The following is a 25,394-nucleotide window of genomic DNA, read 5'->3' as shown; positions in this document are numbered from 1 at the left end:
TCCGGTCGAGTCATCGCTGGACGGATTCGTCCGGCCCGGCTGAGTGGTGCGCAGCCATCACCCGAACACCCGTTTCGCTCAAGCGCTCGGCGAGAGCGGAAAGCACGGTCGAGCACCCGCCATCCAGCGTGAGCGCCGCCAACTCGTCACCGCGCGTGCGGCCCCGATTGACGATGACGACGGGACAACCCCGCCTCGCGGCGTAGCGCACGAAACGCAGCCCGGACATCACCGTCAGCGACGACCCGGCCACCAGCACCGCGTCCGCGGCGTCGACCAGCTCATACGCCGCCGCGACCCGCTCCTTGGGCACGTTCTCCCCGAAATAGACGATATCGGGCTTCAGCATGCCGCCACAGCGCGCGCAATCCACCATCCGGAAGCTTCCGGTGTCGCCGACCACCGCGTCCGCGTCGGGCGCGACCTCGAGGCCATCGGTCATCGCGGCCTCCGCGAAGCCCGGATTGGCCGCCTCCAGCCGGTCGGCCAGCGACATCCGCGAGACCAGGGACGCGCAGCTCAGGCAACGAACCCGCGCGTAGGTGCCGTGCAGATCGATCACCCGCCGATGCCCCGCCTTGGTGTGCAGCAGATCCACGTTCTGGGTGATCAGCCCGGTGACCACGCCCATGCGTTCCAGCCGGGCCAGCGCACGATGGCCGGGATTGGGGCGCGACCCGTCCATACGCCGCCAACCGACGTGATTGCGCGCCCAGTACCGCTGCCGGAACACCGGATCACCGACGAACTGCTGGTAGGTCATCGGGTTGCGCGGCGGCGAGGACGGACCACGATAGTCCGGGATCCCACTGTCGGTCGAGATCCCGGCGCCGGTCAACGCGACGACCCGGCGCCCGTCGAGCAACCGCACCAGCTGCTCGAACCCGGCGCCCAGAGGCGTCCGCGCAAACTCCGACATGCCGTTCAGAGTACGGCGACCGCCACGGCAACGGCCGAACGGCCACACCGCGCGGGGAAGAGTCGGCCGAGGTCAGACGCGCCGCATCACCGACACGACCTTACCGAGCACGACCGCTTCGTCGCCATCGATCACCTCGTAGGCCGGGTTGCGCGGCTCCAAGTACACATGACCGTTGCGCCGCCGGTACACCTTCACCGTCGCCTCTCCATCGATCATCGCCGCCACGATCTCGCCGGAATGCGCCTCGTGCTGCTTACGCACAACCACGAGGTCGCCATCGCAGATGGCCGCATCGATCATCGAATCGCCGCGCACTCGCAGCCCGAACACCGTGCCGCGCCCGACCAGCTCACGCGGCAACGTCATCGTGTCCTCGCCGTGCTCCTCGGCCAGGATCGGAGCGCCCGCCGCGATGTCACCGACCACCGGTACCGCCACCGAATCCTCCGCGATCTCCCGCCGCGCGGGCGCGTGCAGAAACATCCGCACGTCGATCGGCCGCGACACCGTCCGGCTGCGGCGCAGGAAACCGCGCTCCTCCAGGCTCTTCAGATGCTTCGACACCGACGACGACGACCGCAGACCCACCGCGTCACCGATCTCACGCGTGTTCGGCGGATACCCGTGCCGGCCAACCCAGTCCCGAATCGTGGCGAGAATCCGCTGCTGTCGCGGCGGTAGCGTCGAGGTGTCGAGATGCTCGAACGCGTCGAGCGGGTCGTATCCGGTCACCAGGGGAATGGTAGAGGCACGAGCGGACACTACCGCCGGGCCACCGCACCGGGCACGCCGAACAGCGCCCGATCGGAATCGGGAACCCAGCAGGCGGCGGCGGTATCCCGGTTGTAGTTGTCCGCGACGTGCTCGGCCAAATGCCGCAGTCCCGGATGCCGGTTGCCCGCCGACCACAACAACGCCAGCGGATAGGCGGGGGTCGGATCGACGATCGTCAGGCGCCGCACGTTCGGATGCCACGGCGTCTGGCCCCCGTCGCCGCTGAACGTCGTCAACGACGACGAGTCCGCGATACGTTCGACGATCTCGGCCATACCCACCAGCGGACCCCTGGTGTCGACCGGAATCCCGCTGAACGCGCTGAGATCTCGATAGAAGTCGGCCCACTCCGACGGCACGGCCGCGCCGGGCACCCACACCGGCTGCCCGGCGAGTTCCCGCAACGCGATCGTCGACCGGCCCGCGAACAGATGATCCTTACCCACCAGCAGATACAACGGCTCCAAATACGCGGGAGCGGCCACGATATCGTCGGACAGAGCCACCGGGCCGCCGTACGCGCGAGCGAGAGCCGCGTCGACGACGCCACCGCGCAACGCTTCCCGCGAGGTCGTGATCATATTCGAGATGACGATCTCGGTGTCGCGGTGCGGATGACGCGCGAGATAGAACTCCATCAAATCGGTCGCGGCCACCCGTTTCCCCAGCACCGCGACCCGCAACGGCCGCACTACCTCGCGCACCGCCCGCACCGCGGCCTCGGAGCCGACGAGCAAGGAACGCGCGTACGGCAGCAATCGAGTACCGGCCGCCGTCGGCACACTGCCGCCGTGCCCGCGGTCGAACAGTTCGGCTCCCAGCTGCGACTCGAGCTTCGCGATGCGCTTGGACACCGCCTGCTGGCTGATCCCCAGCACCGAGGCCGCATGACCGAACTGCTGCTCCTCGACCACCACGACGAACGCGCGCACCGCCGCGAGATCCAGCTCCACCCAACACCTCCAGCGACAACCTTACGTTGTCACCCACGCCGTATCCCAAATCCGACATCGACCGTCATCCCTGCTCACATGGATGCGTAACCCCGATCGACCGGCGTAGCCTACAACCATTCGACGTTTATATGATCGTTCCCGCATCGCCGAGGACCCGGATGAGTACAGCCTCCCCACCGGCCCGACCACCCGCTTTCCGAACGCTCGACAGCACGACGGAATCGGCCCCATCCGCCCCGAAGCCGAGCGACTCGGCATGCCCGCCATCGGCGACCTCAAAGCGCGCCCGGAACCACCGTGTGCGGCGGCCGCATCACCTCCACCTCCGTGATCGGGCCCGCATAACGCTCCACCTCCACCAGCGTGAGCTGCCCGGCGCACCCCTGGCTGAGCGTCGAAGAAGGACGATCGGCGATGAGCACGTTCGGATTACCGTGCCGGCAGAACGTCGGGTCCGCCGGGTCGGGGTCGTACCACGCTCCGGTGGACAACTGCGCGACACCGGCCCGCACCCCGTCGTCGACCACCAGACCGGCCAGGCAACTGCCCCGCTCGTTGAACACCCGCACGATCTCACCGGCACGCAGACCACGCGCGTCGGCGTCCGAGGGATGCATCCGGATCGGTTCACGCCCGGAGATCTTCACCGACCGGCTGTAGGCACCCACGTCGAGCTGGCTGTGCAGCTTGGTCCGCGGCTGATTCGCCACCAACTGCAAGGGGAACCGCGCCGCCGCCGCACCACCGAGCCACTCCTCCGGCTCCAACCACACCGGATGCCCCGGGCAATCGGCGTACCCGAAGCCATCGATGGTCGCGGAGAAGATCTCGATCTTCCCGCTGGGCGTGCTCAGCGGGTGCCGATCCGGGTCGGCGCGAAAGTCCGCGGCCAACACCTGATTCGGGTCCGGAACCGGAAGCTCGAGGACCTCACCGGCCCAGAACGCGTCGAAATCCGGCAGCTCGTGCCCCGCGAGCGACTGCTCGACACGCCATGGCTCATACAGATGCCGCAGCCACTCGACCGCCGAACGCCCCTCGGTGAATTCCCTGCCGACACCGAGCCGATCGGCCGTCTCGGCGAAGATCGAATAGTCGTCGCGCGCCTGCCCATACGGGCGAGTCAGCGCCTTCATCGGGAAGAACGAACGGTCGCCTTCCCCCACGCCGTAGTCGTCGCGCTCGATCGACATCGTCGCCGGGAGCACGATGTCGGCGTGCCGCGCGGTGGCCGTCCAGAACGCATCGTGCACAACCACCGTGTCCGAACGACCGAACGCCGTACGCAGCCGAGCCAGGTCCTGATGGTGATGGAACGGATTGCCGCCACACCAGTACACCAACCGCACTTCCGGATACACCAGCTCCCGGCCGTTGTAGCGGAAGGGTGCGCCCGGCTCGAGCAGCATGTCCGCGATCCGCGCGACCGGAATGAAGGCGTCCACGCCATTGCGCCCCTGCGGAAGTCGCGGCGCGGGCACGCGCGCGGGCTCCCCGACACCGGCGGCCGAGCCGTACCCGTGTCCGAACCCGCCTCCGGGAAGCCCGATCTGCCCCAGCATCGCCGCGAGCGCCACACCCGCCCACAGCGGCTGCTCACCATGGTGCGCCCGCTGCAACGACCAACTCACCGTCACCAGGGTTCGCGCGGCAGCCATTTCGCGAGCCAGCGTCCGGATACGGTCGGCAGGCACACCGGTGATGGCCGCAGCCCACTCCGGATCCTTGACCACTCCGTCCACCGCACCGCGCAGGTACTCCGCGAAGCGGTCGAAGCCCACCGTGTACTCACGCAGGAACTGTTCGTCCGCCAAACCCTCCGCGTCCAGCACCTGGGCGAGCGCCAGCATCATCGCCACGTCGGTACCCGGCCGCGGCGCGATCCACTCTGCTTCGCTCTCCCGCGGGGTGTCGTCGCGCAGCGGACTGATCGACACGAAACGGCAACCCCGCGCCCGCGCCGCCACGATCCAGGCGCGCATGTTGTGGCGCGAGACCCCGCCCGGCGACACGGCCGCGTTCTTCGGCGACAAACCACCGAAAGCCACCACGAGCTCGGAATGTTCGGCCAAGACCGTCTTCGCCGTCGCCTGCTGCGTCACCCAGCCGATATCACCGATGACATACGGCAGGAACACCGTCGAGGTACCCAGGCTGTAGCTGTTCACGTGCCGGACGTAGCCGCCGAGACAGTTCAAGAAGCGGTGCAATTGACTCTGCGCGTGATGGAATCGCCCGGCGCTGGCCCAGCCGTACGAGCCGCCGTACACCGCCTGCGCTCCATGCTCCTGGTACACCCGGCCGAGCTCGCCGGCCAGCAGGTCCAGCGCGCGCTCCCACGAGACCGGGACGAAAGACTCCGAGCCCCGCGCACCTGGGCCCGGGCCGTTCTCCAGCCAGCCCCGACGAACATACGGCCGATCGATACGCGTCGGATGATGCTGTGCCGAAGCGACATTGCCGATCAGCGGCACCGGCTCCGGGTCACCGTGCCACGGCCGGACCGCTGTGAGCCGCTCGCCGTCGCTGTCCGCCTCGAACGCGCCCCAGTGGGTCAGATGCGTGGTCACCGTCCCACCGTAACCGGCCACCGAACACCTGGCCGCCACTCGTTTCCGATGCCACCGTCAGTCGGATACGCGGCGTAGCTCGAAGATGCGGAACACCCGGCCGCCGGACAGTTCGTACTCCATGGCGTAGCCGGGCCAGAACTCGACCGCCAGATCCCAGACGCGTTTACGCTCCACGCCGGTGATCTCGCGCACCGTGGCCGGGAACTGCTCGCCCTTGTGCCGGACCGAGGCGGTTTGCGCCGCACGCAGATTCGCCGACCAGGCCGGATGCTTCGGACCGCCCCAATTCGAACCGAGGACGACGAAGTCCGCACCGTGCGGCACGTAGAGCAACGATGTGGTGCGCGGGATTCCCGTCTTCCGCCCCGGCACGGTGACCTCGACGGACGGCAGCCCCGCCAGATCCAGGACCCCTTTTCGTCCGCCGCTCGCCCGCCGGATCAAGCGTTCGACCCGCAGCACGACCGGCGCCGATCGCATGACCCAGCGCCGCTGGGCCAGCCGTCGAGCCAAGGCCGGCACCGGATTCGAGACCATATCGGGACACCTTTCCGTAGCGAACTCGCGACTTGGCAGGCGCTCTAGATCTAACACCTCGCACCGAGGTCTGCGCATGGTCGGGTGCAGTCATAAATTACGAAACTCATATTGATCCGCGCAGCGCAGCATGTAGTATCTAACTCATACGATATGAGTTAGATAGGAGTTGACATGTACCTGATCACCGGCGCCACCGGCACCATCGGCCGCCCCCTCGTCAGCGCTTTGCTATCCACCGGAACGAGAATCCGCGCCGTCTCTCGACAGCCCGTCGCCGGCATTCCCGAAGATGTGGAAGTCGTGGCGTTCGAAGAGGTGAACGATGCCCTCCAGGGGGTCGAGGCCCTGTTCGTCCACCCGCGGGCAAGCAAGGATCATGTCGCCGAACTGGTCCGGCGCGCCGCGACATGCGGTGTCGGCCGGGTCGTCGTCATGTCGGCCTGCAACGCCGACGACGAACCCGCCCACCAGCCCTCCCGATACAACGGTGACCGCAACACGGAGGTCGAGCGGGCGGTCGTCGCGAGCGGACTGCCGTGGGTGAGCGTACGACCGAGTTCGTTCGCCATGAACACCTTGGCGATGTGGCGAAAGCAAGTGGCCGCTGGTGACACCGTCTTCGGCCCGTATGCGTCTTTCGCCGAGGCGGTCATCCACGAACAGGATGTCGCGGACGTCATCGCACGTGCCATGTGGGACGACAGTCTCCTCGGCCGCCGCATAACCATCACCGGTCCCGAGGCCGTGAGCCTGGAGCGGATGGTCGCCGTCATCGGCGACACGATCGGCAGACCCCTTCGCTTTCAACAGGTTCCGGTTGAAGCAGCCACGTGCGCGATGATCGGGCAAGGTCTCGACGAGCGCTTCGTGCTCGCACTCATGGACCGCTACGCTCGTGAACTCGACCGAACGCCCACCGTCACTGACGAGGTGGACGCGATTCTCGGCCGTCCGGCACGCTCGTTCGCGACATGGGCCGCCGATCACCGGGCGGAGTGGTCGTGACGCCGTCCCTTCCGGTGCCGCTTTCCCGGGCCCGTACCAACTCAGAAGGAACAACAATGCGTCTCATCGTCTTCGGGGCGAACGGTCCCACCGGCCGCTTGCTGACCACTCAGGCCCTCGCGGCCGGTCATGACGTCGTCGCGGTCACTCGCAAGCCACGCGACTTCCCGCTCGAACACGACCGGCTCACAACGTTCGAGGGCGACGTCCATGCGGCGGACTCCGTCGAGAGCGCGATCGCGGGCGGCGACGCGGTGCTGTCGACACTCGGTGTGCCCTACAGCAAGCAACCGATCACGACGTATTCGGCCGGGGTCGCCAATATCGTCGCCGCCATGCGCAAGCACGCGGTACGCCGTATCGCGGTCGTCTCGTCCAGTGCCGTGGACCCCAAACCACATGCGGACGCGGGCTTTCTGTTCAATCGCGTCTTGCAGCCCTACCTCACGCAGGTCATGGGCAAAACGCTCTACGACGATATGCGTGCGATGGAATCCCTGCTCACGGAAACCGAACTCGACTGGACGGTCGTGCGCCCGAGTGGCCTGTACACCTCCGCGCTCGTCACCGACTACACAGTCGCGGAAGGCCACGCCGAGGGCCGGTTCACCTCCCGAGCGGACCTGGCCGCCTGCCTACTCCGGCTCGTCGACGACGACCGATATGTCCAGAAGATCGTCAGCGTCGTCACCACCTCGAACAATCCCAGCCTGCTACGACTGATTCGCACCGAGGCGCTCGGCAAGCACTGAGCGCACGGCGGCGCCTCTTCCAGTTGGCGATGCGTATAATACGGAATCCATACAAAGAATCGCGAAGGTGACTTGGATGAGTTCCGTAGCCGATCCGGCCGCGACCCGGCGACACCGGCGGTTGGTCACGTCCGTCAAAGAGGCGCTACGCGATCTGAACACCCAGCTGTCCGTACTCAACCGCCGCTTCGGCAACAAGGTGGAACTGAAGGACGTCGACTGGACCTGCCTGGATCTGATCAACCGACACGGGCCGCTGACGCCGACCGCGTTGGCGGCACGCGCCGGTCTGCACCCGGCGACGTTGACCGGCATTCTGGACCGCCTCCAGCGTGGCGGCTGGGTGATCCGCGAGCGTGATCCCGAGGGCGCCGACCGACGTGCCGTCACCGTGCGTGCACTGCACGACCGAAACCCTGAGCTCTACCGGATTTTCAGCGGAATGAACGGCCGGATGGACGCCATCTGCGATGGCTACACCGATGCCGAACTCGAGCTGATCGCGGAATTCCTCCGACGTAGCGCAGCCGCCGGCCACGCCTCGGCCGACGAGCTCGCCTGACCGGAATCCCCGGCCCCAGCACGGACCCCTCCTCCTCTTTGCTGGTTTTTTTGATGTGGACGTCAGCTGAATTGCTGATTGTGATCATATAGTTAGATGCGAATATCTACGTATCTATATTTTTTGGGCGCAAGTGGCTGCGCCACCACCCCTACGTAGCTGTCCGAGCAAGTCAGAGTGTGTCGTCTCGCCCGCCGCCCCTCGCATCTTCCTGAAAACGGACAAGCGACCAGTTACCCTGTCCCCCGTGGCCCCTACCCCATCCGCGCGCCGGAGGTCCATGAGCGCCCGTCGCCCCTTTCGGAACAGGAGTTCGATGCGTTCCCACCCCCGCCGCGTCTCGGCCGCCCTCGCGGCTGTCGCCGTCGCCTTGCTCGGAGTCGCCGCTCCGGCGGCGGCGCGGCCCGCGCCACCCGACGTGGTCACGCCGATGGGCCCGGACTTCCTCTGGGGCGTCGCCGCGTCGGGGTACCAGTCGGAAGGCCATGCCCCGGACAGCAACTGGTCCCGTTACGTCGCGTCTGGCAAGACATCGGACCCGTATCAGGATTCAATCGACTTCTATTCGCGCTACCGCTCGGACATCGCTCTCGCCGCGGGCCTGGGCGTGAAGGTGTATCGCATCGGCATCGAGTGGGCTCGGCTCCAGCCCGAGCCTGGCAAGTGGGACCCCGAGGGATTGCGGTTCTACGACAACGTGGTCGCCGCGATCACAGCCGCGGGCATGCGCCCCATGATCACCCTCGACCACTGGGTCTATCCGGGTTGGGCAGTCGACCGCGGGGGCTGGAACAACGCGGGAATCGTCGAGGACTGGCTTGCCAACGCACGCGCGGTGGTCGATCGCTACGCCCCGTACAAGCCGTTGTGGGTCACATTCAACGAGCCGACCTTCTACGTGGTGAACGAACTGCGCAACGGCGGATTGCCGCCCGCCGCCGCGCCCGCGATGCAGGACCGGATCGCCGAGGCGCACAACAGCATCTACGACTTCATTCACCGAGTTCAGCCGGATGCGATGGTGACCAGCAATGTCGCCTACATCCCGGCCGCCGAGGACGTGGTGAACAAGCCACTGGTGGACAGGATCGCCGCGAAGCTCGACTACATCGGCATCGACTACTACTACGGCCTCTCCCCCGACAGCCTCACTACCACGGGGAATCTCACCGAATTGTGGAAGAATCCATTGCAGCCGGAAGGCATCTACTACGCGCTGCAGCACTACGCGCGCCAGTTCCCCGGCAAGCCGCTCTACATCGTGGAGAACGGAATGCCCACCGAGAACGGCCTGCCACGGGCGGACGGATACGGCCGCGCCGATTCCCTCCGCGACACCGTCTACTGGCTACAGCGCGCCAAGGCCGACGGCATCGATCTGATCGGCTACAACTACTGGAGTCTCACCGACAACTACGAGTGGGGTTCCTACACACCACGTTTCGGCCTGTACACGGTCGACGTCCGCACCGATCCGGCCCTGACGCGCAAGCCAACGGACGCGGTGGCCGCCTATACGGACATCACCCGAACCGGCGGCGTCGCGCCCGGGTACCGGCCGACCCGCGCGCCGAAGGATTGCTCTTTCGTGGACGGACCGGCAAGCTGCTCCGACCCGGTCACCGTGCCACGGTGAGATCGACGCCGCATGCCGGCGAGTGGAGGTAGGCGGTGACCGACGATCCCGTCGCGGTACTCCGGCGCTGGACCGACGCGGGCGGGGTGTGGCGGGTCGCCGGGCGCCGATCCGGTTCGGTCACCGTCGCGCTCTACCAATGCACCGGCGGTGAGGAAGTCGATCGGCTGACCTCCTCCGATCCCGAGCTGCTCCGCTATCTCGGCGAGCGGACCAGCAGCGAGGACTGAAACGCTCAGCCCGCGACCGATCCCGTCGCCCCTGACCACAGCCGCTCCAGCACTCGAGCGGCCGGTTCCACTGAGGTCACCAGGTCGACGCGTGAGCCCGCGTCGATCGGCGCGACGGCCGGATCGTTCGCGGCGAGCGCGGCGGTGAGCGCGTGCTTGGCCACCGGATCCATGGCGAGTTCCTCCTCCCGTCCGGTCCATCGGTCGGTGAATCCGGTGCGCAGCACTCGCGCGGGAAACCTCACCGGCCACGGCAATTCCATCCCCACGTCGTAGGCGCGGGTGAGCACGGTGTCGGTACCGCGCGCGTCGAGCAGGGCTCGGCGGCCCGCATCCGACAGCAACGATTCCGAGCACGCCGCCAGACAAGTACCGAGCCATGCGCCACTGGCCCCCGCTCGGAGTACGGCGGCGAGATCCCGCGGTGCCCCGATGCCGCCCGCCGCGAGCACCGGGACCGTCGCCACGGCCAGCACCTCGTCCAGCAGCGGCAGCAGCGGCGCGTTCACGGCGCCGTGTCCGCCGCCCTCCACGCCGCGGGCCACGAGGACGCCGATGCCCGCGTCTTGCGCACGCCGCGCGTCCTGCCCGCTGTAGACCTGGGTGGCCGGGACGATTCCCGCGTCCGCGACGCGAGCCGCCCAATCCAGGTCCGCGCCGAAGCTCACCGAGATCAGGGCGGGACGAGCCTCGATCGCGACCTCCAGCAGCCGCGGCTCGCGCGCGACGACCCAATCGACGAGACCGATGCCGAACGGCCCGTCCAAGCCCCGGATGTGCGGAAGTTCCCGCTCCAGCGCCGCGACCGATCCGGCGCTGCCCATCCCGATCATGCCCAGTCCACCGGCCGCGGTCACCGCCGCGGCGAGCCGTCCGCCCGCTACGCCACCCATCGGCGCGTTGACCAGTGGCATCCGCACACCGATCCGGCGCGCCCATGCCGTCGCCGCACTGATATCGGGTGCCGGGGGCTGTTCGGAGGAAGTCACGCCTCCCATCGCAACACACGCCGCCACGACCGATCGCGGACTCCCCCGTCCGGGGGCGGAATCACGGCCGGTGACCGAGCATGTCCAACAGCCCGTCGAGTTGCAGTTCGAACAATTCCTCCCGGTCGGCGAAGGTGTCGGCGCCGTACATGTCGAAGACGTCCGCGCTCACCGCCCCGAACAGACCGACCCAGAACGTCACGCCGCGGACGATCAGCCAATCGGGCACCTCCAGCTGGAACTGGTCGCGGATCCGCGTGAAACTGCCCGCGAGAGCGGTGGATATCCGGGGCTCCCCCGCCGGGGCCACGAGTTCGCCTGCTTCGTATGCCCGAGCGAAGAGGGTCAGCATCGTGGCGATCACGCGGGTGCCCGGCGCGATGGTCTCGGCAGCCGGTGCCTCGTAACCGGGGACCGGCGTGCCGAACAGCAACCCGTAGCGGGCGGGTTCGGCCAGCGCCCAGCGCCGTACCGTTCGCCCGAGCGCCCGCAACCCGTCGATCGGATCGGCCTCGGCCGCCACCGTGGCGTCGACCGCGTCGCCGAGCGCGTTGTAACCGTCCACGACGAGCAGGGTCAGCAACTCGTCGCGACTGCGGACATATCGGTACACCGCCGAGGAGACCACGCCGAGGTCACGCGCCACCGCACGCAGCGACAGGGCGGCGGCGCCGTCGGTCGCCAGGTGTTCGCGCCCGATCCGGACGATGTCGTTCATGGTCTGGGCCCTGGCCCGGGCACGCGGTGTCGTCGGCATGACAAAACCATGCGCCATTCAGAGAGCGTTGTCAACTAATGAGAGCATCGCTCTGAAAACGGTCCGGGTAACTCCTGGCAAACCGCATTACCGCAGCGATCCGCCGTTTCCAGCCGAGTTGCGGACCGCTACTTACCGGAGAGTAGTGTAAGCCGAGTCACTGGCGACACGATCGAGGAGTTCCACATGGACCAGCGGACGACGGATTTCGACGTGCTGATCGTCGGTTCGGGGTTCGGCGGCAGCGTCACCGCGCTCCGGCTGGTGGAGAAGGGTTACAAGGTCGGCGTACTGGAGGCGGGCAGGCGCTTCGCCGACGACGAGTTGCCCGAGACCAGCTGGGAGCTGAAGAAGTTCCTGTGGGCGCCCGCCCTCGGCTGCTATGGAATCCAGCGCATCCATCCGCTCCGCAATGTCCTCATCCTCGGCGGCGCGGGCGTGGGGGGCGGTTCGTTGAATTACGCGAACACCCTGTACGTGCCGCCGGAGCCGTTCTTCCGCGACGCGCAGTGGCGTGACATCACCGATTGGCGCGACGAGCTGACCCCCTACTACGAGCGCGCGCAGCAGATGCTCGGCGTGGTCCGCAATCCGCACCTGACGCCCGCCGACGAGGTCTTCAAGGCCGTCGCCGACGACATGGGCGTCGGCGACACGTTCGTGCAGACTCCCGTCGGCGTGTTCTTCGGCGAGCCGGGCAAGACGGTGCCCGATCCGTACTTCGGCGGCGTCGGCCCCGAGCGCACCGGGTGCGTCGAATGCGGCGACTGCATGGTGGGCTGCAAGTACGGCGCCAAGAACACCTTGGTGAAGAACTACCTCTACCTGGCGGAAAAGGCAGGCGCCGAGATCATTCCGATGACGACGGTCACCGAGCTACGTCCGCATCCCGACGGCACCTGGGACGTGTCCACCGCCCGCACCGGCGCGTGGCTTCGCAAGCAGCCCAGGACGCTCACCGCTTCGCACGTCGTGCTCGCCGCGGGCACGCGCGGCACGCAGAAGCTGCTGTTCGCCATGCGCGACAAAAAGGTATTGCCGGACCTGTCCGATCGGCTCGGCATGCTCACGCGCACCAACTCGGAATCGATCGTCGGCGCGGCCACCAAGAAGGTGCGCCCCGGCGTCGACTTCACCAAGGGCGTCGCGATCACCTCGTCCATCCACCCCACCCCGGACACGCACATCGAGCCGGTCCGCTACGGCAAGGGCTCCAATGCCATGGGCCTGCTCCAGACGCTCATGGTGGACGGCGGTGGGCGCATCCCGCGCTGGCTGCGCTTCCTGGGCTTGGTGCTGCGGCATCCGATGAACCTGCTCAGCTTCCTGAGCACCAGGAACTGGAGCGAACGGACCATCATCTCGCTGGTCATGCAGCACCTGGACAATTCGATCACCACCTACACCAAGCGCGGCCTGTTCGGCCGCAAGCTCACCAGCAGACAGGGCCACGGCGAGCCCAATCCCACCTGGATCCCGGTGGGCAACGACGTCACCAGGCGGGTCGCGGAGAAGATCGGCGGCATCGCGGGCGGCAGCTGGGGCGAGATCTTCAACATCCCGCTCACGGCCCATTTCCTGGGCGGAGCCGTGATCGGAGCCGACGCCGAGCACGGCGTGATCGACGCCTACCACCGCGTCTACGGCTACCCCACGCTCAGCGTGGTCGACGGCGCGGCGGTCTCGGCCAATCTGGGCGTCAACCCGTCGCTGACGATCACCGCGCAGGCCGAACGCGCGGCGGCGTACTGGCCCAACAAGGGTGAGGTGGACACCCGCCCCCCGGTGGGCACGGGATACCGTCGTATCGCTCCCGTCGCACCGGTGAACCCGGTCGTTCCGGCGAGTTCGCCTGCGGCTCTGGTGCTTCCGATCGTGCAGATCCGGGAGACGCCCGCCGCCGGGTAGGTCAGCGGCCGGACCCATGGGGCGAGCTCAGCAGGAGCCCGGCCGCCGCTGACGCCAGAACATGCCACGCAGCTATCTCTGCTCAACTAGCCTTTATCTGGTCTTTTGTCACTACGACAGCCAGGAGGCGACCCGTGAGCACACGGCGGCGCGGATGGTTCGCTCCCATGGCGATGGCGGCGGCCGTCCTTCTCGCCCTCACCGGGTGCGGCGGCGACGAAGCGGACTCCACCGAGGCGGCAGTACCGTCCGGTTCCACGGTGCTGCCCGACCGGTTCGCCGGTGTGCCGATACCGGACGGACGGATCGATGATGCCGTGGGCGAACTGGACGACCTCGCCGAGAGCCTGCTCACCGCTTCGGGTATTCCCGGCATGGCGGTCGCCGTCGTGCACGGTGGAAAGGTGGTGTACAGCAGGGGCTTCGGCGTCCGCGACGTCGTGACCGAGGAGAAGGTGGACCCGGATACGGTCTTCCAGCTCGCGTCGCTGTCCAAGCCGGTCGGAGCGACGGTCGTGGCTCGCCGGATCGCCGCGGGGGGTGTCGAATGGGACACTCCGGTACACCGGCTGCTGCCGTCCTTCGCGCTCGCCGATCCCTACGTCACCGAGCACGTCACGGTCGGCGACCTGTACGCGCACCGCTCCGGACTGCCCGATCACGCGGGTGACCTGCTGGAGGACCTCGGCTACGACCGCGGACAGATTCTCGACCGGCTCCGGCTGCTGCCGCTGGGCGCCTTCCGGGACTCCTACGAATACACCAATTTCGGGCTGACCGCGGCCGCTGTCGCCGTGGCCACGGCGGCGGGAACCGACTGGGAGACGTTGTCCGAACAGACGATCTACCGCCCGCTCGGCATGACATCGACCAGTTCCCGCTACGCCGACTTCGCGGCTCGCGCGAACCGGGCCGAGGGGCACGTTCTGGTCGACGGCAAGTACGAGCCGGCCAATCCCCAGCGTCGACCGGACGCCCAGTCTCCGGCGGGAGGGGTCAGTTCCTCGGTCGCCGACCTGGCCAAATGGATGACGATGGTGCTCGCGAACGGCTCTGCGGGTGGCTCCGTCCTGGTGCTACCGGAGGATCTGCTGCCCGCCATCTCCCCCCAGGCGGTGTCGGCGCCGCCGAAGACGCCCGACGCGCGCGCCGGGTTCTACGGATTCGGTTTCAACGTCGGCGATTCCGCCTCGGGCCGGGTCGTACTCGGTCACTCGGGGGCGTTCGGCCTCGGTGCGGGCACGGCGTTCACCTTGATTCCCTCCGCCGACGTCGGCATCGTGACACTCACCAACGCGGCACCGATCGGCGTGCCGGAAACGCTGAACGCGGAGTTCGCCGACCTGGTCCAGTTCGGGAAGATCCAGCAGGACTGGCGCTCGCGCTATCGAACAGCATTCCAGCCGCTGGGCGCCCCGGCAGGGGCGCTTGCGGGCAAGCAGCCGCCCGCCGACCCCGCTCCCGCTCGACCGCGCGCCTCGTATACCGGCACCTACGACAATCCCTACTACGGCCCGGCGACGGTCGCCGCCACCGGCAATTCCCTGACCCTCAGCCTGGGCCCGAACAAGATGACCTTCCCACTGGAGCACTGGGATGGTGACACTTTCGTCTTCACACCGGCCGGTGAAAACGCCAACCACGGCTCGGTCTCCCGGGCGACCTTCGAGGACAGCAAGCTCACGCTCGAGTACTACGACACCGAACACCTCGGCGTGTTCACCCGTAGGTGACTTCGCCGGCCGTGCGCCCGCGGCCGTGGTGTGTGCCCCTCGACAGGCGCTGTTGGCCCCTCTCCGAGGGTTTGCTGCCAGCAGTTCCGGGAAGTCGCTGAATGCAGGAGAGGAGGCAGTGATGACCGAACCGAACGAGACCTATGACCCGCCGCAGGACACGGGGGCACCCGACTCGGTCGAATCCGATCCGGCGGCGCTCAACAGCGCCGAGGATCTCGACGAGGACCGACTGCGTTCCGACCCGCTGGAGGCCGGAATGGACCCACCGGAACACTGGAGCGGCGTCACGAAGTACGGCGTGACACCGTGGGAGCAAGCTCATCCGCGGCCGATCGGGGACCGGCTCGCCGAGGAGGAACCGGACGTCGATCCGAACCGCGTCCCCGAGGAGGAAAGCGGGAGACCCGAGGACGACGACCACAGGCTGAAAGACATCACCTCCGACAGCGACCGCGTGCCGGTCGACCTGCCCTACGAGGAGCAGATCGGTGTCGCCGCCGACGTAGCGGGCGGATCGGTGGCCGACGACATCCGTCGACCGGCGCCGCCCGAATGAGAGGCGGCGTTCGAGGATCCCGAGCAGGGCATTCGTCGCGTATCGCGTGATCGCCGCAAAAGTGACAGGCCGGGCAGGATGCCCGGCCTGTCCGGCTCTTTACTCGTCCGGGAGCCATACCAGACAGAACGTGTGCCCCACCGGGTCGGCGTAAACACGGAACGCTCCGTCGGTTTCGCCTTGCACGAGTGTCGCCCCCAAGGCGAGCGCCGCCGGTTCGGCTTGCTCGATGTCGTCCACCAACACGTCGAAATGCACCTGCTGCGACGCTTCGGGGTCCGGGAAACGCGGCGGTTTGTACTGCGGCGCCGTCTGAAACGCGATGCGCCTGCCCGAGTTCTCGACCAGCACCACCCAGTCGTCGTCATCGCCCTCGAGCAGGTCTCCCCCGAGCAGGTCCCGGTAGAACCCGGCGAGTTTTCGCGGTTCGGGGCAGTCCAGCACGACGCTGCGCAACTGTCCGACGGCATTGTTCGATGTCATACTCCGACCTCCTGACCTACGCCATTCGTCGATGCCTACCCGCCCCGACCGGCGACAAACGCGGCAGTACAGGCAGGCTCACCCCCTTGCCTCCGGAATTCGACCGCACGATCCGGCGCGGACCGGACCGAATGCAACGGCCCGCCCGGCGTCACGCTTCCGCCGGACGGGCCGCTTCCCCGTTCGCCATGCGACGCCGCCACGTCACACAGCGTGATCATGATAAGCACTGTCCCCGGTCAAATCCGGCAGCCACGCCGGACCATCGGACGTCCGATGAAAGATGTCTGCCGGTCGCGGGTGTTATTCGCCGTGCGAAGCTCGCCACATAGTATGTTCGCGGCTGATCGCTTCCTCGGCGTCGGATACGGCGTCCGCCCAGGCTGCTTCGGTGCTGTTCTGTTCCAGCACTTCGGCGACGATGCTCAGTTCGTTCGAGGCGACGGCATAGGCAGCGGCGCCGGTGCTGTGCTGGCGGGCCGACGACCAAGCGGCCAGACCCGCGACGGCGGCCGCGAAAATGCCTGCGAGGTCGAAGGCGACCGCGTTGAACGCCTTCGCCAGCGCGCCGGCCACACCCGCCACCTCGAAAACGAGTGCCAGCGTGCCGTATACCTGCGACCTGCGCTGGTGGTAACCGGATTTCGCCGCGTACCACCGTTGTTGTTCCCTGATGCGATCGTCCAGATAGACGCGGCGCCGTTCGTCGAACGGTGCCGAACGCAGCTGCCGCATGCGGTCGGTGATCGTCGGCGCGGTGGTCGGCCGCAGGGCGAGCGCCGAGATGTCCTGGCGCAGCAACATGATGCGCTCGATCAGCATCCGATCGGCCTCGGCCGGGGACAGCGTCCCGACGAACGGTGCACCCCGCACCGCGTACTTCCAGGTCAAGGTCTTCACCGACTCGGCGAGCGCGCGACCTTCGTACCAGGACTTACCCGGACGGCCGCGCAGGACGCCCACGTCGACGGCGAGGATTCCGACGAAGGCCATGGCGGTCAGGATTGCCGCTACATCCGTACGCGCGGAGCCGACGCGCACGGTGAACGCCGCGCACGCCGCCGCCAGCACCGCCAGCCAGAGCCGAGCTCCGTAGGCGCGGAGATAGAACTTCTGGCCGTACAGCGACGCCGTGTCCGCGGACTGGAACAGCCCGGGGTAGTCGTCAGCGTGCCGCACGGGCTGCGAGGCGCGTTCGAACCGACATGGCCGAAGCGTAACAGGCGACCGGTGCCGCTCGAATCCATTTGCGCTGCTCGGGAATTGCGAACTTGCCCAGCCGCGAATCCATGTTCCGCGACGAATGCGGCGTCATCCACGGCGAACTTGCAGATCTGCCATCAGATACCGGGTAGTGGCCCGATGACCGTCGGTCACAGCGATGCGAGCGGTTCGCGGGGCCGCGCCGGAATTCGGTGACCCGCTGCCCATCCGCGACCAGTGATACAGCACCTGCGCCTTCAGGAATGGCCGGTCGCTCTGCTCGTCGCAGATGAAGATGACCTTGGCGATGGGAAAGCGGTCGATCACGCGTTGCAATTCGAAGCGTGTTCCCGCGTTGGCTGGCACGTACCCGGCCAGATCCAGCACGACGTAGTCGACCCGGGACAGCAGCATGTCCACCGCCGCCTGCCAGAAGCTGACGTGACAGAGGATCGGACGCACAGGGTAGCTGCCCGCGGGATCGCGGACCCGGACCGCCAGATCGGTCACCCCGAGCAGGCGCGTGCGCCCTGGCGGCAACGGTTCGGCCGAGTATTTCGCCAGTTCCTCGCGCAACATGCGCGGTGATGCTACGAACATGGTACGGAAGGCGTTGTCCCTGCGCACTTTCCGAACCTCTTCCGGGCTCACCGACGCGGCGCTGCGCAGGAGATGCACATACCCGAACTCGCGCCACGCGCCACGCAGGAACTCGCGTGCGCGCGCTCGATTGTCGAACAGGCGAAGATAGGCTATCCGGACCGGCTTCGCGCCGATCACGTTGGACTGCGGCGAGACCTGCCGAAGGCTTCCCTGACGTCGCGGCGGGGCGATGAACTTCACGGTGAGCGCCGGGATTGTTGCGGCCGGGGACGACGTGGGATCCGGGCCGACCCGGCTGATCCGAGCGCTGTAGGCGGGGTCCTGGGACCACTTCTCGACCGTGCGGCTCGCACTCCACCGCCGCCACCGCAGTATCACCGACACCAGCAGCGCTGCCGTCGACAGGAACACGAGGCCGAGGACGGCAGGCTCCAGTTCCGGGGCGGGACGCTGCGTCCCGTCGGGTTCCTCGACCGTCACCCCGGCCACCAGTACCCCGACGCCCAACGCGACCGGTACCGCGATCCAGAGCAGGCGCCGCACCGTTGCCCGGCCGTGGCCGCGGATCCGCTGCACCGTGGCCCGGTGCGTCTCCAGCGGCGGCACCAGCATCGCGATCTGATCGGGATCGCGGTCCACGCGCCGCCGGATGGATCTGGCCCGCAACCCTTGCGATGCGTCGGTGACGGTCTCCGCACCGGCGGCGAACGCCCCAACCCCCAGCACTGCCAGCGGAAACAACACCAGCTGCCGCCACGTCGACAAGTCCACCACAGGGACCCAGTGCGCCAGCAACTGCGGCCCACGCGCCCAGACCACGACCACGGCCGCTATCGACGCCACGAATCGAACGGCGTTGCCGCCCGCCGAGCGGAACGACGCGGATTCCTCGCCCCGCACGCGAGCGTACAACTCGCTGCCATCCATTCCGCTGACCACCGCTGGCGCACCGTCCCGCCCCTGTGCCGACGAACATCCACACCGACATCCGCAGCCGCTGTATCGTCGACCGCTTCCGTCGCCGCACCAGTATGGACCAGGAACAGCCCGGGCACATCGTTGTCATCTCATGCGGCGTCGGCCGTTCGGTGGCCTTCCGCGACCCGTCCTACCCGATGCGCACCGGCGCGGACTTCGGGAAGACGACCGGCAGAGCCGTAAGAGCCCGGTGGAACGGGCCCGGCCGCCATTGCAGTTCGTTCTTGGGCCTGGCCAATTGGATTTCGGGCAGGGCGTCGAACAGCTGATCGATGGCGTTCTGCACCGTCATGTACGCGACGGATTTGGCCGGGCAGGCGTGCGGGCCCGCGCTCCATGCCAGATGCGAGCGGTTGCCGATCCGGCTGCCGCCGGGTTCGTCGGTCCCGCGGATCTCCGGGTCGTTGTTGCAACCGGCGAGGCTGATGACGACCGGCTGGTCCGCGGGCAACCAGACACCGTCGACCATGATCGGCTGCCGCGGATACGTCGTGCAGAAGTTCGCCATCGGCGGGTCGTTGAACAAGACCTCGTCGAGAGCGTCGGTGGTGGACAGGTTGCGTCCGAGGACGTCGCCGAAGCGGAACCGGTCGTCGGTGATCATCAGCAGCACCGCGTTGGTGATCAGATTGCGCTGCGCTTCGAAACCGGCACCGTAGAAGCTCATGAGCTGGGCGAAGATCTCGATGTCGTCGAGGTCGGTGGTGTGATGCGCCAGCCGTGAGGTGACGTCGTCGCCGGGTTCCCGGCGCTTGAGCCGGATGAGCTGCATCAACGCTTCCTTGACCATTTTCATGCCCTCGGGGCCCCGCACGGTGTCGAAGCGGGCGGCCATGCCGGTCGCGACCCGCTCGCCGATCTCGGCCGGGCAACCGACCATCTCGTTGAGGACGTCGAGAACGAGCGGAAACGCGTACTGGGTCACCAGGTCGGCGGACCCGGCTTCGCAGAAGGAATTGATCAGCGGGACAGCGAGCTTCTCGACCGTAGTCGGCACATCGAACAAATCGATCCCGTCGATGGCGTCGACGGACGCATGCCGATAGCGGTCATGCGCGAGGCCGGTGCTGTACCGCGCGGCCGGATACCACTCCATCATCGGCCGCACGGGCGAGTCCGAGGGGATGGTCTTCTGCCACGTACGGGGATCGGCGGGGAAATGGTCGGGATCGCTGAGGATGCGCACCGCCGTCTGGTAGCCGATCACCAGGGTGGCAGGCACACCGGGCGCCAACTCGATCGGGACCAGCGAGCCGTGCTTACGGCGCATCTCCCGGTACGCGAGATGCGGGTCCGCGACGAACTCCTTGGTGAACAGCTCGACGCGCGGCGCGTCCGTCTCCGTCGGGGATCCGTGCTGGACGGGGCACGCTCCGGTTCCAGTGGTGTGCGGCGCGGCCATCGGGGACTGTGGTGTGGTCAAGAACGTGACTCCAGGTTATGGAACAGCAATTCGACGATCGTGGTCAGTGAGCGGGTACACGTGCCTGCCGAGACCTGTTATCCAGAGTTCGGCGACCCGCCTACGCTAGCAACATAGCAACGCTCCGGTCGTGGCGCCGACGAAGGCGGCACCGGCGAACACGCGAGAGCGGGTTCGCGACAACGCAATTCGACGCATCCGACGGCGATACCTCGGCGGAGGCGCTGGCCGGCATCCGAGCGCACGGTGGTCGCGGGCCTGCCCGAGTGCGTCCTCGACGCGCGGAGGACGTGGCACGCCGCCCGCGGTCACCGGCCGCCGGCTACCGCCGGGCGGATTACGGTTCGCGTTCGTCACCGACGCCGGTCAACGAGACCGTGGTAGCGACCGCCTGCCTCGCGTCGTCGACGGTGCATCGGCCGAGGCCGCAGGCGGTGGCGACACCGTAGGCCGCGCGTCCGGCCGCCTCTTCGAAGAGCGCGAGCGCGCGGGCGCTGTCCTCGCGGGAGTCCGGGGAGACGACACCGGCGATCACTCTCCACTCGTCGTCGAGCTTGCGCAGCGGTGCGTAGAACCGCGGATCCAGCGGTGCCGGTTCGGCACCGTAGGCGCACGGGATGTGCACCGGGGGTAGTCGCGTCCCCTGTTTGTTCAGCAACCGTGCGGTACGACGCAGCAAATTCACCGCCGGGGTGAGACTGCGTGGCGTCAGCAGGCTCTTGTGCTGATAGTCGCCGTAGCACAGGTGCACGATCGCTTCCGCCCCGACCTCGTGCATCCGCCCGAGAAAACCGGCGAGCTGCCGGGCGACGAGCGGCGCCAGCGCCCATTGCGAATGTAGTTGCTCGGCTTTGACCATGCTCAGCAGCGCGATGGGCGACTCCACCTGAAAGACGACGCGGTCGCCGTACCGCTCGACGACCTGGGTCATCTCCTGCAATACGGCTTCGGTGAACACCGGTAGCTGCCGCAGCGCACCGACCACGAACCCGGAACCGCGCACCGCGGGCCCGACCGGGAGCCCAGCGGAGACCGCGGCGCCCGCGAAGACGAACATGGCGAGGTCCAGCGGGTTCGGCTGACTTATCTGCACTTTCGTCCCGGCCAGCTCGGGCCGGTCGCTGCGCAGCTCCTCGAAGGCCTCCACGACCTGGCCGATGCGCTCGACGCGGTCCATCGAGACGTGCCGCGGCTCCAGCGTGCACCCGGGCCGCACACCGTAGCTGGGGAAATCGCTGTAGTCGGTGTACTCGCCCGCCCGGACGATCTCGAAGACGTCGGCGTGCTGCTTGCGCGTACGCAGGTAGTCGAAGATCCAGTCCGGATCGAGGTCGCAAGGCACCGCCGTGACCGGCCGTCCCTCGCTGTGGTCGGCAAACCATTGCATGACGGCACGATCACCCGTCATCAGTTCGGCAGGAAGGGTGCCGACATAATGCGCGAATCTGGTCATCTGTGGCTCTTCTGTTGTCCGGACGCGGGTTTCGCGGCCCAGGGCAGTCCTGTTACGCCGATCGGTAGCTGTGCAAAGCGTACACGGCCCCGGTCCGATCCCGCATCCCTCATGTTCCCACGCTATGGAGAAGCCAGGGACGTCTCCGGCCATCCGCACTGCCATGACCTATCTCCGAAATTTCGCCACACGCAGCCGGATTCGCGGTCTACCATCAATGACGTCCAGAATGATCTGCTGGGTAGAAGATTTCCACGGCGCCCGGTTCGCACGGGCACCGTGTCGCGTATCGATTTGCTGTGCACCACTGATCTGAGCCGAACGAACGCAGACTCTCGACAGCTCCATCGTCGACGTCTCGGAATCCATCTCGGGGGTGAGGGCCACGCATGACCATCGAAGTGCTCGGGTCGAGACAGTTCCGGCTCGTCTCCTGACCGATACCTGATGTGTGTCTCGGCGAGTTCGCGGGATCACGCCATGTCCGGTCCGCAGGACTGAGCACATGATCAGCTCCGAGACGATCCCGCTCGTGAGATGCGAACCGACGCAGAACAACTGAGGACCGGCGCACCTCCGACCTCGGATACGGCTTGCCCGGCGGTGCTCGATACACCCATGCACCAACCCCCGTAGTGCGACAGGCCTGCGGAACGTCGCCGACGCGGCGGTCGCGAGAACCTCTCAGACAGAACGGAGTCCCCGCATGGCCTTCGAATTTCTCGTTCCTGCTCTCACCGCGCTCGTCGCGGTGGTCGTCTTCGTGGCCGGGGATCGTTTACATCCGAAGACCTGGCGGCAGACCGACGACGACACGGTCGGCGCGTTGGTGCTCAACCTGATCAACACGATCTTCATGGCGGTGGTGGCGTTCATCGTGGTGATCGCCTGGCAGCAGTACGACAACGCACGCAACCACACCATCGCCGAAGCCAAGGCGCTCATCGATACGTACTGGGCCGCGCACGGAATGCCCGAGCCCGACCACACGCGAATCCAGGGCCTGGTGCGCGATTACACCGAGCAAGTCCTCACCGAGGAATGGACCGTCATGGCCGACGACGGTCATCTCAGTCAATCCACCCAGAACACCCTCGACGCCCTGCGCGACGCGGTGGCCGCGGTGGACACCGCGGACGCCGAGGTCGACACGCTTCGTACCAGCGCCCTGACCAGCCTCGACGCCGTGGCCCAAGCGCGCGCCGACCGTGCGCTGGACGCGGGCTACCGGGTTCCCGGGTTCCTCTATCTGGCCATGTGGATCTGCACGGTCCTCCTGCTGTTCAGCGTGGTCCTCTCCGGTGTGCAGGTCACCAAGCGCAGTGTCGTGACCACCGCGCTGCTCGGCGCCATCGTCGGTGTGGTGATCCGGGCGATCTACAACCTCGACGAGCCGTTCTCCGGTGGGAACGTGGTCCCGAAGGAAGCCTTCGAACTCGCTCTGTCCCGGTATCAGCACACCACGTGACCTTCCGGCCCGGTTTCGACTACGACGAGGCGACTGCACATGCGACGCAACCGTGACGCAACTCGAACACATCGGTGGGCACGAGGATTGGCCACCGCGATGCTGCCGCTGACCCTTGCGGCACTCGCGGCTCCACCGCTGGAAGCATCGGCGGACCCGCTGCCGTGGCTGCCCCTCGGCGACCTGGCGACGGGGAGTTCGGGCGCAGCCCCCGGCTCCGACCCCGTGGGCACCTTCCCGGGCAATGGTTCCAGCCTGGACGCAGGCACCCCGTCGTCCGGCAGTGCCTCGGGCCTCGATGCCGAGGGCGCGACCAGCGGTGGGTCTTTGGCTCTCGGTCCGGTTCGGTTACCTTCCGGCAGCGCCGGTCGTCCGGCAAGCGGCAGCGCCGAGACCGGTGGCGCTCGTGGCGGGCTTCTCGCCACCGGGCGTGCACAACTCGACGACGGCACATCCCGCGCGGCGGACACGACGGCCCACCCGGACATCACGGCGAGTAGTCCGGCCGAGTCGCTGCAACTCGACACGGGCAGCGTCCAGTCGGCATGCACCGGCAGCGCCGCGACGGGCAGCGCGTTGCTCGTGCTCGGGCTCGCGACCGGCAGCGGCTTCGGCTCCCTCGGGTCCAGCCTCATCGGCCCGGGATCGAGCCTCGTCGGTACGGGGTCGAGCGGATCGGCCCTCGGCAGCGCAGGCGTCGGCAGCGCCTTCTCCGGCAGCGCGTTGCTGACCTGCTTGTTGCTGCTTCCCACCCCGCCGCAGGCGCCTATGAGTCCACTCGAACTCGGCCCGCCCGCCCCCGAATTCCGTATCGTTCCATCACCGGCCGCCATCGCGACGCAGATACCGCTCCAGGCCGAACGCCCCCTCGCCGCGCTGCCCTCGTCCCCACCCAGCCGTCAACGGGGAAAGGACGTGCGAGCGGCCGAACCGCCCCGTGACCCTGCCGTATGGAACCTCATGAGGCTCATGACGGTCTTGGTGGTCACGGTCATCACCGTCGTCGGTGTCCGTATATCACCCGGCCCCAGACGAACCCGCTGACCGAGCGAGAGGTACGGCCGCACTCGCCCGGTTCACGCCCTTCCGCACCTACCTCAGCGCGGTGCCATCCGGATGGCACCGTCGAGGCGGATGGTCTCGCCGTTGAGCATCGGGTTCTCCACGATGTGCCGCGCGAGCGCGGCGTATTCGGCCGGGTCGCCGAGTCGCGAGGGGTGCGGGACCTGCGCGCCCAGGGAGGCGATGGCCTCGTCGGGCAGCGTGGCGAACAGCGGAGTGTGGAACAGTCCGGGCGCGATGGTCACCACCCGGATCTTGATCGCCGCGAGGTCACGCGCCACCGGCAGCGTCAGGCCTACGATCCCGCCCTTGGAGGCCGAGTACGCCGCCTGCCCGATCTGGCCGTCGAACGCCGCCACCGACGCGGTGTTGATGATGACGCCCCGCTCCTCGCCCACCGGATCGGTCTCGGCGATCCGTTCGGCGGCAAGCCGGATCACGTTGAAGGTGCCCACCAGGTTGACGTTGATCACCTTGGTGAAGTCCGCCAACGGGAATGCCCCGTTCTTGCCCACGGTCTTGATGGCATTGCCGATACCCGCGCAGTTCACCGCGATGCGCAGGTCGCCCAGCTCCTGCGCGGCATCGAGGGCGGCGGTGACCTGCTCTTCGTTCGTGACGTCGGCCGCGGCGAAGACCACGCCGTCGCCGAGCTCCTTGGCGACGGCCTCGCCGGAGGACGACGGCAGGTCGACGATCACGACCTTCGCGCCCTTGCCGTGCAGCTCCCGCACGGTCGCCAAGCCGAGTCCCGACGCACCACCGGTCACCGCCGCGACCGCGTTGCCGATCTCCATCCCACTCCTCTTCTCCGGGTTGCCGAAC

At 67.6% G+C, this 25,394-nt stretch carries 23 protein-coding genes; 10 read left to right on the top strand and 13 right to left on the bottom strand.

Features of this window, described 5'->3' with window-relative positions:
* Positions 1 to 10: 10 nt before the first annotated feature.
* The 5 genes from NG1_RS12565 to NG1_RS12545 form a co-directional block, all read right to left on the bottom strand.
* Positions 11 to 919, bottom strand: a complete 909-nt coding sequence (locus tag NG1_RS12565) for an NAD-dependent protein deacetylase (RefSeq protein ID WP_062970308.1) — start codon at positions 917 to 919, stop codon at positions 11 to 13.
* Between the two features lie 72 nt (positions 920 to 991).
* Entirely contained in the window at positions 992 to 1,654 is a 663-nt protein-coding gene (lexA, locus tag NG1_RS12560) for a transcriptional repressor LexA (RefSeq protein ID WP_062970306.1), read from the bottom strand.
* Between the two features lie 29 nt (positions 1,655 to 1,683).
* On the bottom strand, positions 1,684 to 2,649 hold the full coding sequence (locus NG1_RS12555) for a LysR family transcriptional regulator (RefSeq protein WP_062970304.1): 966 nt from the start codon (positions 2,647 to 2,649) through the stop codon (positions 1,684 to 1,686).
* Between the two features lie 278 nt (positions 2,650 to 2,927).
* Positions 2,928 to 5,222: a molybdopterin guanine dinucleotide-containing S/N-oxide reductase gene (locus tag NG1_RS12550; protein ID WP_062970413.1), complete on the bottom strand. Its 2,295-nt coding sequence runs from the start codon at positions 5,220 to 5,222 to the stop codon at positions 2,928 to 2,930.
* Between the two features lie 57 nt (positions 5,223 to 5,279).
* On the bottom strand, positions 5,280 to 5,762 hold the full coding sequence (locus tag NG1_RS12545) for a nitroreductase family deazaflavin-dependent oxidoreductase (RefSeq protein ID WP_062970302.1): 483 nt from the start codon (positions 5,760 to 5,762) through the stop codon (positions 5,280 to 5,282).
* Positions 5,763 to 5,936: 174 nt separating this feature from the next.
* Here NG1_RS12545 and NG1_RS12540 point away from each other — a divergent pair, with 174 nt between their 5' ends.
* The 5 genes from NG1_RS12540 (at position 5,937) to NG1_RS12520 (ending at position 9,950) form a co-directional block, all read left to right on the top strand.
* Positions 5,937 to 6,770: an NAD(P)H-binding protein gene (locus tag NG1_RS12540; protein ID WP_062970300.1), complete on the top strand. Its 834-nt coding sequence runs from the start codon at positions 5,937 to 5,939 to the stop codon at positions 6,768 to 6,770.
* 56 nt (positions 6,771 to 6,826) lie between these two features.
* Positions 6,827 to 7,522: an NAD(P)-dependent oxidoreductase gene (locus NG1_RS12535; RefSeq protein ID WP_062970298.1), complete on the top strand. Its 696-nt coding sequence runs from the start codon at positions 6,827 to 6,829 to the stop codon at positions 7,520 to 7,522.
* A gap of 76 nt (positions 7,523 to 7,598) precedes the next feature.
* Positions 7,599 to 8,084 carry a MarR family winged helix-turn-helix transcriptional regulator gene (locus tag NG1_RS12530; protein ID WP_062970296.1) on the top strand — a complete coding sequence of 162 codons (486 nt, stop codon included), beginning with the start codon at positions 7,599 to 7,601 and terminating at the stop codon, positions 8,082 to 8,084.
* 316 nt (positions 8,085 to 8,400) lie between these two features.
* Positions 8,401 to 9,720: a glycoside hydrolase family 1 protein gene (locus NG1_RS12525; protein WP_062970294.1), complete on the top strand. Its 1,320-nt coding sequence runs from the start codon at positions 8,401 to 8,403 to the stop codon at positions 9,718 to 9,720.
* Between the two features lie 35 nt (positions 9,721 to 9,755).
* Positions 9,756 to 9,950 carry a hypothetical protein gene (locus NG1_RS12520; RefSeq protein ID WP_062970292.1) on the top strand — a complete coding sequence of 65 codons (195 nt, stop codon included), beginning with the start codon at positions 9,756 to 9,758 and terminating at the stop codon, positions 9,948 to 9,950.
* A gap of 5 nt (positions 9,951 to 9,955) precedes the next feature.
* Here the strand turns inward: NG1_RS12520 and NG1_RS12515 are convergent, their stop codons facing one another.
* Complete coding sequence (locus tag NG1_RS12515; protein ID WP_084498885.1) at positions 9,956 to 10,864, bottom strand: NAD(P)H-dependent flavin oxidoreductase; 909 nt, start codon at positions 10,862 to 10,864, stop codon at positions 9,956 to 9,958.
* A gap of 136 nt (positions 10,865 to 11,000) precedes the next feature.
* Positions 11,001 to 11,696, bottom strand: a complete 696-nt coding sequence (locus NG1_RS12510) for a TetR/AcrR family transcriptional regulator (RefSeq protein ID WP_062970287.1) — start codon at positions 11,694 to 11,696, stop codon at positions 11,001 to 11,003.
* Between the two features lie 186 nt (positions 11,697 to 11,882).
* Here NG1_RS12510 and NG1_RS12505 point away from each other — a divergent pair, with 186 nt between their 5' ends.
* From NG1_RS12505 to NG1_RS12495, 3 genes are all read left to right on the top strand, one after another.
* Positions 11,883 to 13,604: an FAD-dependent oxidoreductase gene (locus NG1_RS12505; RefSeq protein WP_062970285.1), complete on the top strand. Its 1,722-nt coding sequence runs from the start codon at positions 11,883 to 11,885 to the stop codon at positions 13,602 to 13,604.
* 167 nt (positions 13,605 to 13,771) lie between these two features.
* Entirely contained in the window at positions 13,772 to 15,337 is a 1,566-nt protein-coding gene (locus NG1_RS12500; RefSeq protein WP_062970283.1) for a serine hydrolase, read from the top strand.
* Positions 15,338 to 15,458: 121 nt separating this feature from the next.
* Positions 15,459 to 15,896 carry a hypothetical protein gene (locus NG1_RS12495; protein ID WP_062970281.1) on the top strand — a complete coding sequence of 146 codons (438 nt, stop codon included), beginning with the start codon at positions 15,459 to 15,461 and terminating at the stop codon, positions 15,894 to 15,896.
* A gap of 99 nt (positions 15,897 to 15,995) precedes the next feature.
* Here NG1_RS12495 and NG1_RS12490 read toward each other — a convergent pair whose 3' ends face one another.
* The 5 genes from NG1_RS12490 to NG1_RS12470 form a co-directional block, all read right to left on the bottom strand.
* Positions 15,996 to 16,379, bottom strand: coding sequence for a VOC family protein (locus NG1_RS12490; RefSeq protein ID WP_062970279.1), 384 nt, complete (start codon positions 16,377 to 16,379; stop codon positions 15,996 to 15,998).
* Between the two features lie 303 nt (positions 16,380 to 16,682).
* On the bottom strand, positions 16,683 to 17,558 hold the full coding sequence (locus NG1_RS12485) for a DUF4231 domain-containing protein (RefSeq protein WP_062970277.1): 876 nt from the start codon (positions 17,556 to 17,558) through the stop codon (positions 16,683 to 16,685).
* A gap of 132 nt (positions 17,559 to 17,690) precedes the next feature.
* Complete coding sequence (locus tag NG1_RS12480; RefSeq protein WP_157114019.1) at positions 17,691 to 19,124, bottom strand: hypothetical protein; 1,434 nt, start codon at positions 19,122 to 19,124, stop codon at positions 17,691 to 17,693.
* Between the two features lie 169 nt (positions 19,125 to 19,293).
* Positions 19,294 to 20,565, bottom strand: a complete 1,272-nt coding sequence (locus tag NG1_RS12475) for a cytochrome P450 family protein (RefSeq protein ID WP_062970272.1) — start codon at positions 20,563 to 20,565, stop codon at positions 19,294 to 19,296.
* 358 nt (positions 20,566 to 20,923) lie between these two features.
* Positions 20,924 to 22,039: a hypothetical protein gene (locus NG1_RS12470; RefSeq protein ID WP_062970270.1), complete on the bottom strand. Its 1,116-nt coding sequence runs from the start codon at positions 22,037 to 22,039 to the stop codon at positions 20,924 to 20,926.
* A gap of 706 nt (positions 22,040 to 22,745) precedes the next feature.
* Between NG1_RS12470 and NG1_RS12465 the strand changes: the two genes are divergently transcribed.
* Positions 22,746 to 23,507, top strand: coding sequence for a bestrophin-like domain (locus tag NG1_RS12465; protein ID WP_062970268.1), 762 nt, complete (start codon positions 22,746 to 22,748; stop codon positions 23,505 to 23,507).
* A gap of 99 nt (positions 23,508 to 23,606) precedes the next feature.
* The gene (locus NG1_RS12460; RefSeq protein WP_157114018.1) at positions 23,607 to 24,551 is read left to right on the top strand and encodes a hypothetical protein; all 945 of its coding nucleotides are present in this window, start codon (positions 23,607 to 23,609) and stop codon (positions 24,549 to 24,551) included.
* A gap of 53 nt (positions 24,552 to 24,604) precedes the next feature.
* On the opposite strand, the gene NG1_RS12455 is transcribed toward NG1_RS12460, so the two are convergent.
* Complete coding sequence (locus NG1_RS12455) at positions 24,605 to 25,366, bottom strand: 3-hydroxyacyl-CoA dehydrogenase (protein ID WP_062970264.1); 762 nt, start codon at positions 25,364 to 25,366, stop codon at positions 24,605 to 24,607.
* Positions 25,367 to 25,394 lie beyond the last annotated feature (28 nt).

Origin of the sequence: Nocardia gamkensis NBRC 108242 (assembly GCF_001612985.1) — a bacterium.
GTDB lineage: Bacteria > Actinomycetota > Actinomycetes > Mycobacteriales > Mycobacteriaceae > Nocardia > Nocardia gamkensis.
The sequence above is the reverse complement of the archived record's forward strand: the minus strand, read 5'-3'. Positions and strand labels throughout refer to the sequence as shown.

What these genes read in the sequence shown, in the direction of transcription:
- NG1_RS12495 (WP_062970281.1), top strand. Translation starts at nt 15,459, where the DNA reads ATGACCGAACCGAACGAGACCTATGACCCGCCGCAGGACACGGGGGCA.
- NG1_RS12510 (WP_062970287.1), bottom strand. Translation starts at nt 11,696, where the DNA reads ATGCCGACGACACCGCGTGCCCGGGCCAGGGCCCAGACCATGAACGAC.
- NG1_RS12490 (WP_062970279.1), bottom strand. Translation starts at nt 16,379, where the DNA reads ATGACATCGAACAATGCCGTCGGACAGTTGCGCAGCGTCGTGCTGGAC.
- NG1_RS12500 (WP_062970283.1), top strand. Translation starts at nt 13,772, where the DNA reads ATGGCGATGGCGGCGGCCGTCCTTCTCGCCCTCACCGGGTGCGGCGGC.
- NG1_RS12465 (WP_062970268.1), top strand. Translation starts at nt 22,746, where the DNA reads ATGGCCTTCGAATTTCTCGTTCCTGCTCTCACCGCGCTCGTCGCGGTG.
- NG1_RS12470 (WP_062970270.1), bottom strand. Translation starts at nt 22,039, where the DNA reads ATGACCAGATTCGCGCATTATGTCGGCACCCTTCCTGCCGAACTGATG.
- NG1_RS12515 (WP_084498885.1), bottom strand. Translation starts at nt 10,864, where the DNA reads ATGCCACTGGTCAACGCGCCGATGGGTGGCGTAGCGGGCGGACGGCTC.
- NG1_RS12535 (WP_062970298.1), top strand. Translation starts at nt 6,827, where the DNA reads ATGCGTCTCATCGTCTTCGGGGCGAACGGTCCCACCGGCCGCTTGCTG.
- NG1_RS12505 (WP_062970285.1), top strand. Translation starts at nt 11,883, where the DNA reads ATGGACCAGCGGACGACGGATTTCGACGTGCTGATCGTCGGTTCGGGG.
- NG1_RS12530 (WP_062970296.1), top strand. Translation starts at nt 7,599, where the DNA reads ATGAGTTCCGTAGCCGATCCGGCCGCGACCCGGCGACACCGGCGGTTG.
- NG1_RS12460 (WP_157114018.1), top strand. Translation starts at nt 23,607, where the DNA reads ATGCTGCCGCTGACCCTTGCGGCACTCGCGGCTCCACCGCTGGAAGCA.
- NG1_RS12525 (WP_062970294.1), top strand. Translation starts at nt 8,401, where the DNA reads ATGCGTTCCCACCCCCGCCGCGTCTCGGCCGCCCTCGCGGCTGTCGCC.
- NG1_RS12475 (WP_062970272.1), bottom strand. Translation starts at nt 20,565, where the DNA reads ATGGCCGCGCCGCACACCACTGGAACCGGAGCGTGCCCCGTCCAGCAC.
- NG1_RS12565 (WP_062970308.1), bottom strand. Translation starts at nt 919, where the DNA reads ATGTCGGAGTTTGCGCGGACGCCTCTGGGCGCCGGGTTCGAGCAGCTG.
- NG1_RS12455 (WP_062970264.1), bottom strand. Translation starts at nt 25,366, where the DNA reads ATGGAGATCGGCAACGCGGTCGCGGCGGTGACCGGTGGTGCGTCGGGA.
- NG1_RS12545 (WP_062970302.1), bottom strand. Translation starts at nt 5,762, where the DNA reads ATGGTCTCGAATCCGGTGCCGGCCTTGGCTCGACGGCTGGCCCAGCGG.
- NG1_RS12540 (WP_062970300.1), top strand. Translation starts at nt 5,937, where the DNA reads ATGTACCTGATCACCGGCGCCACCGGCACCATCGGCCGCCCCCTCGTC.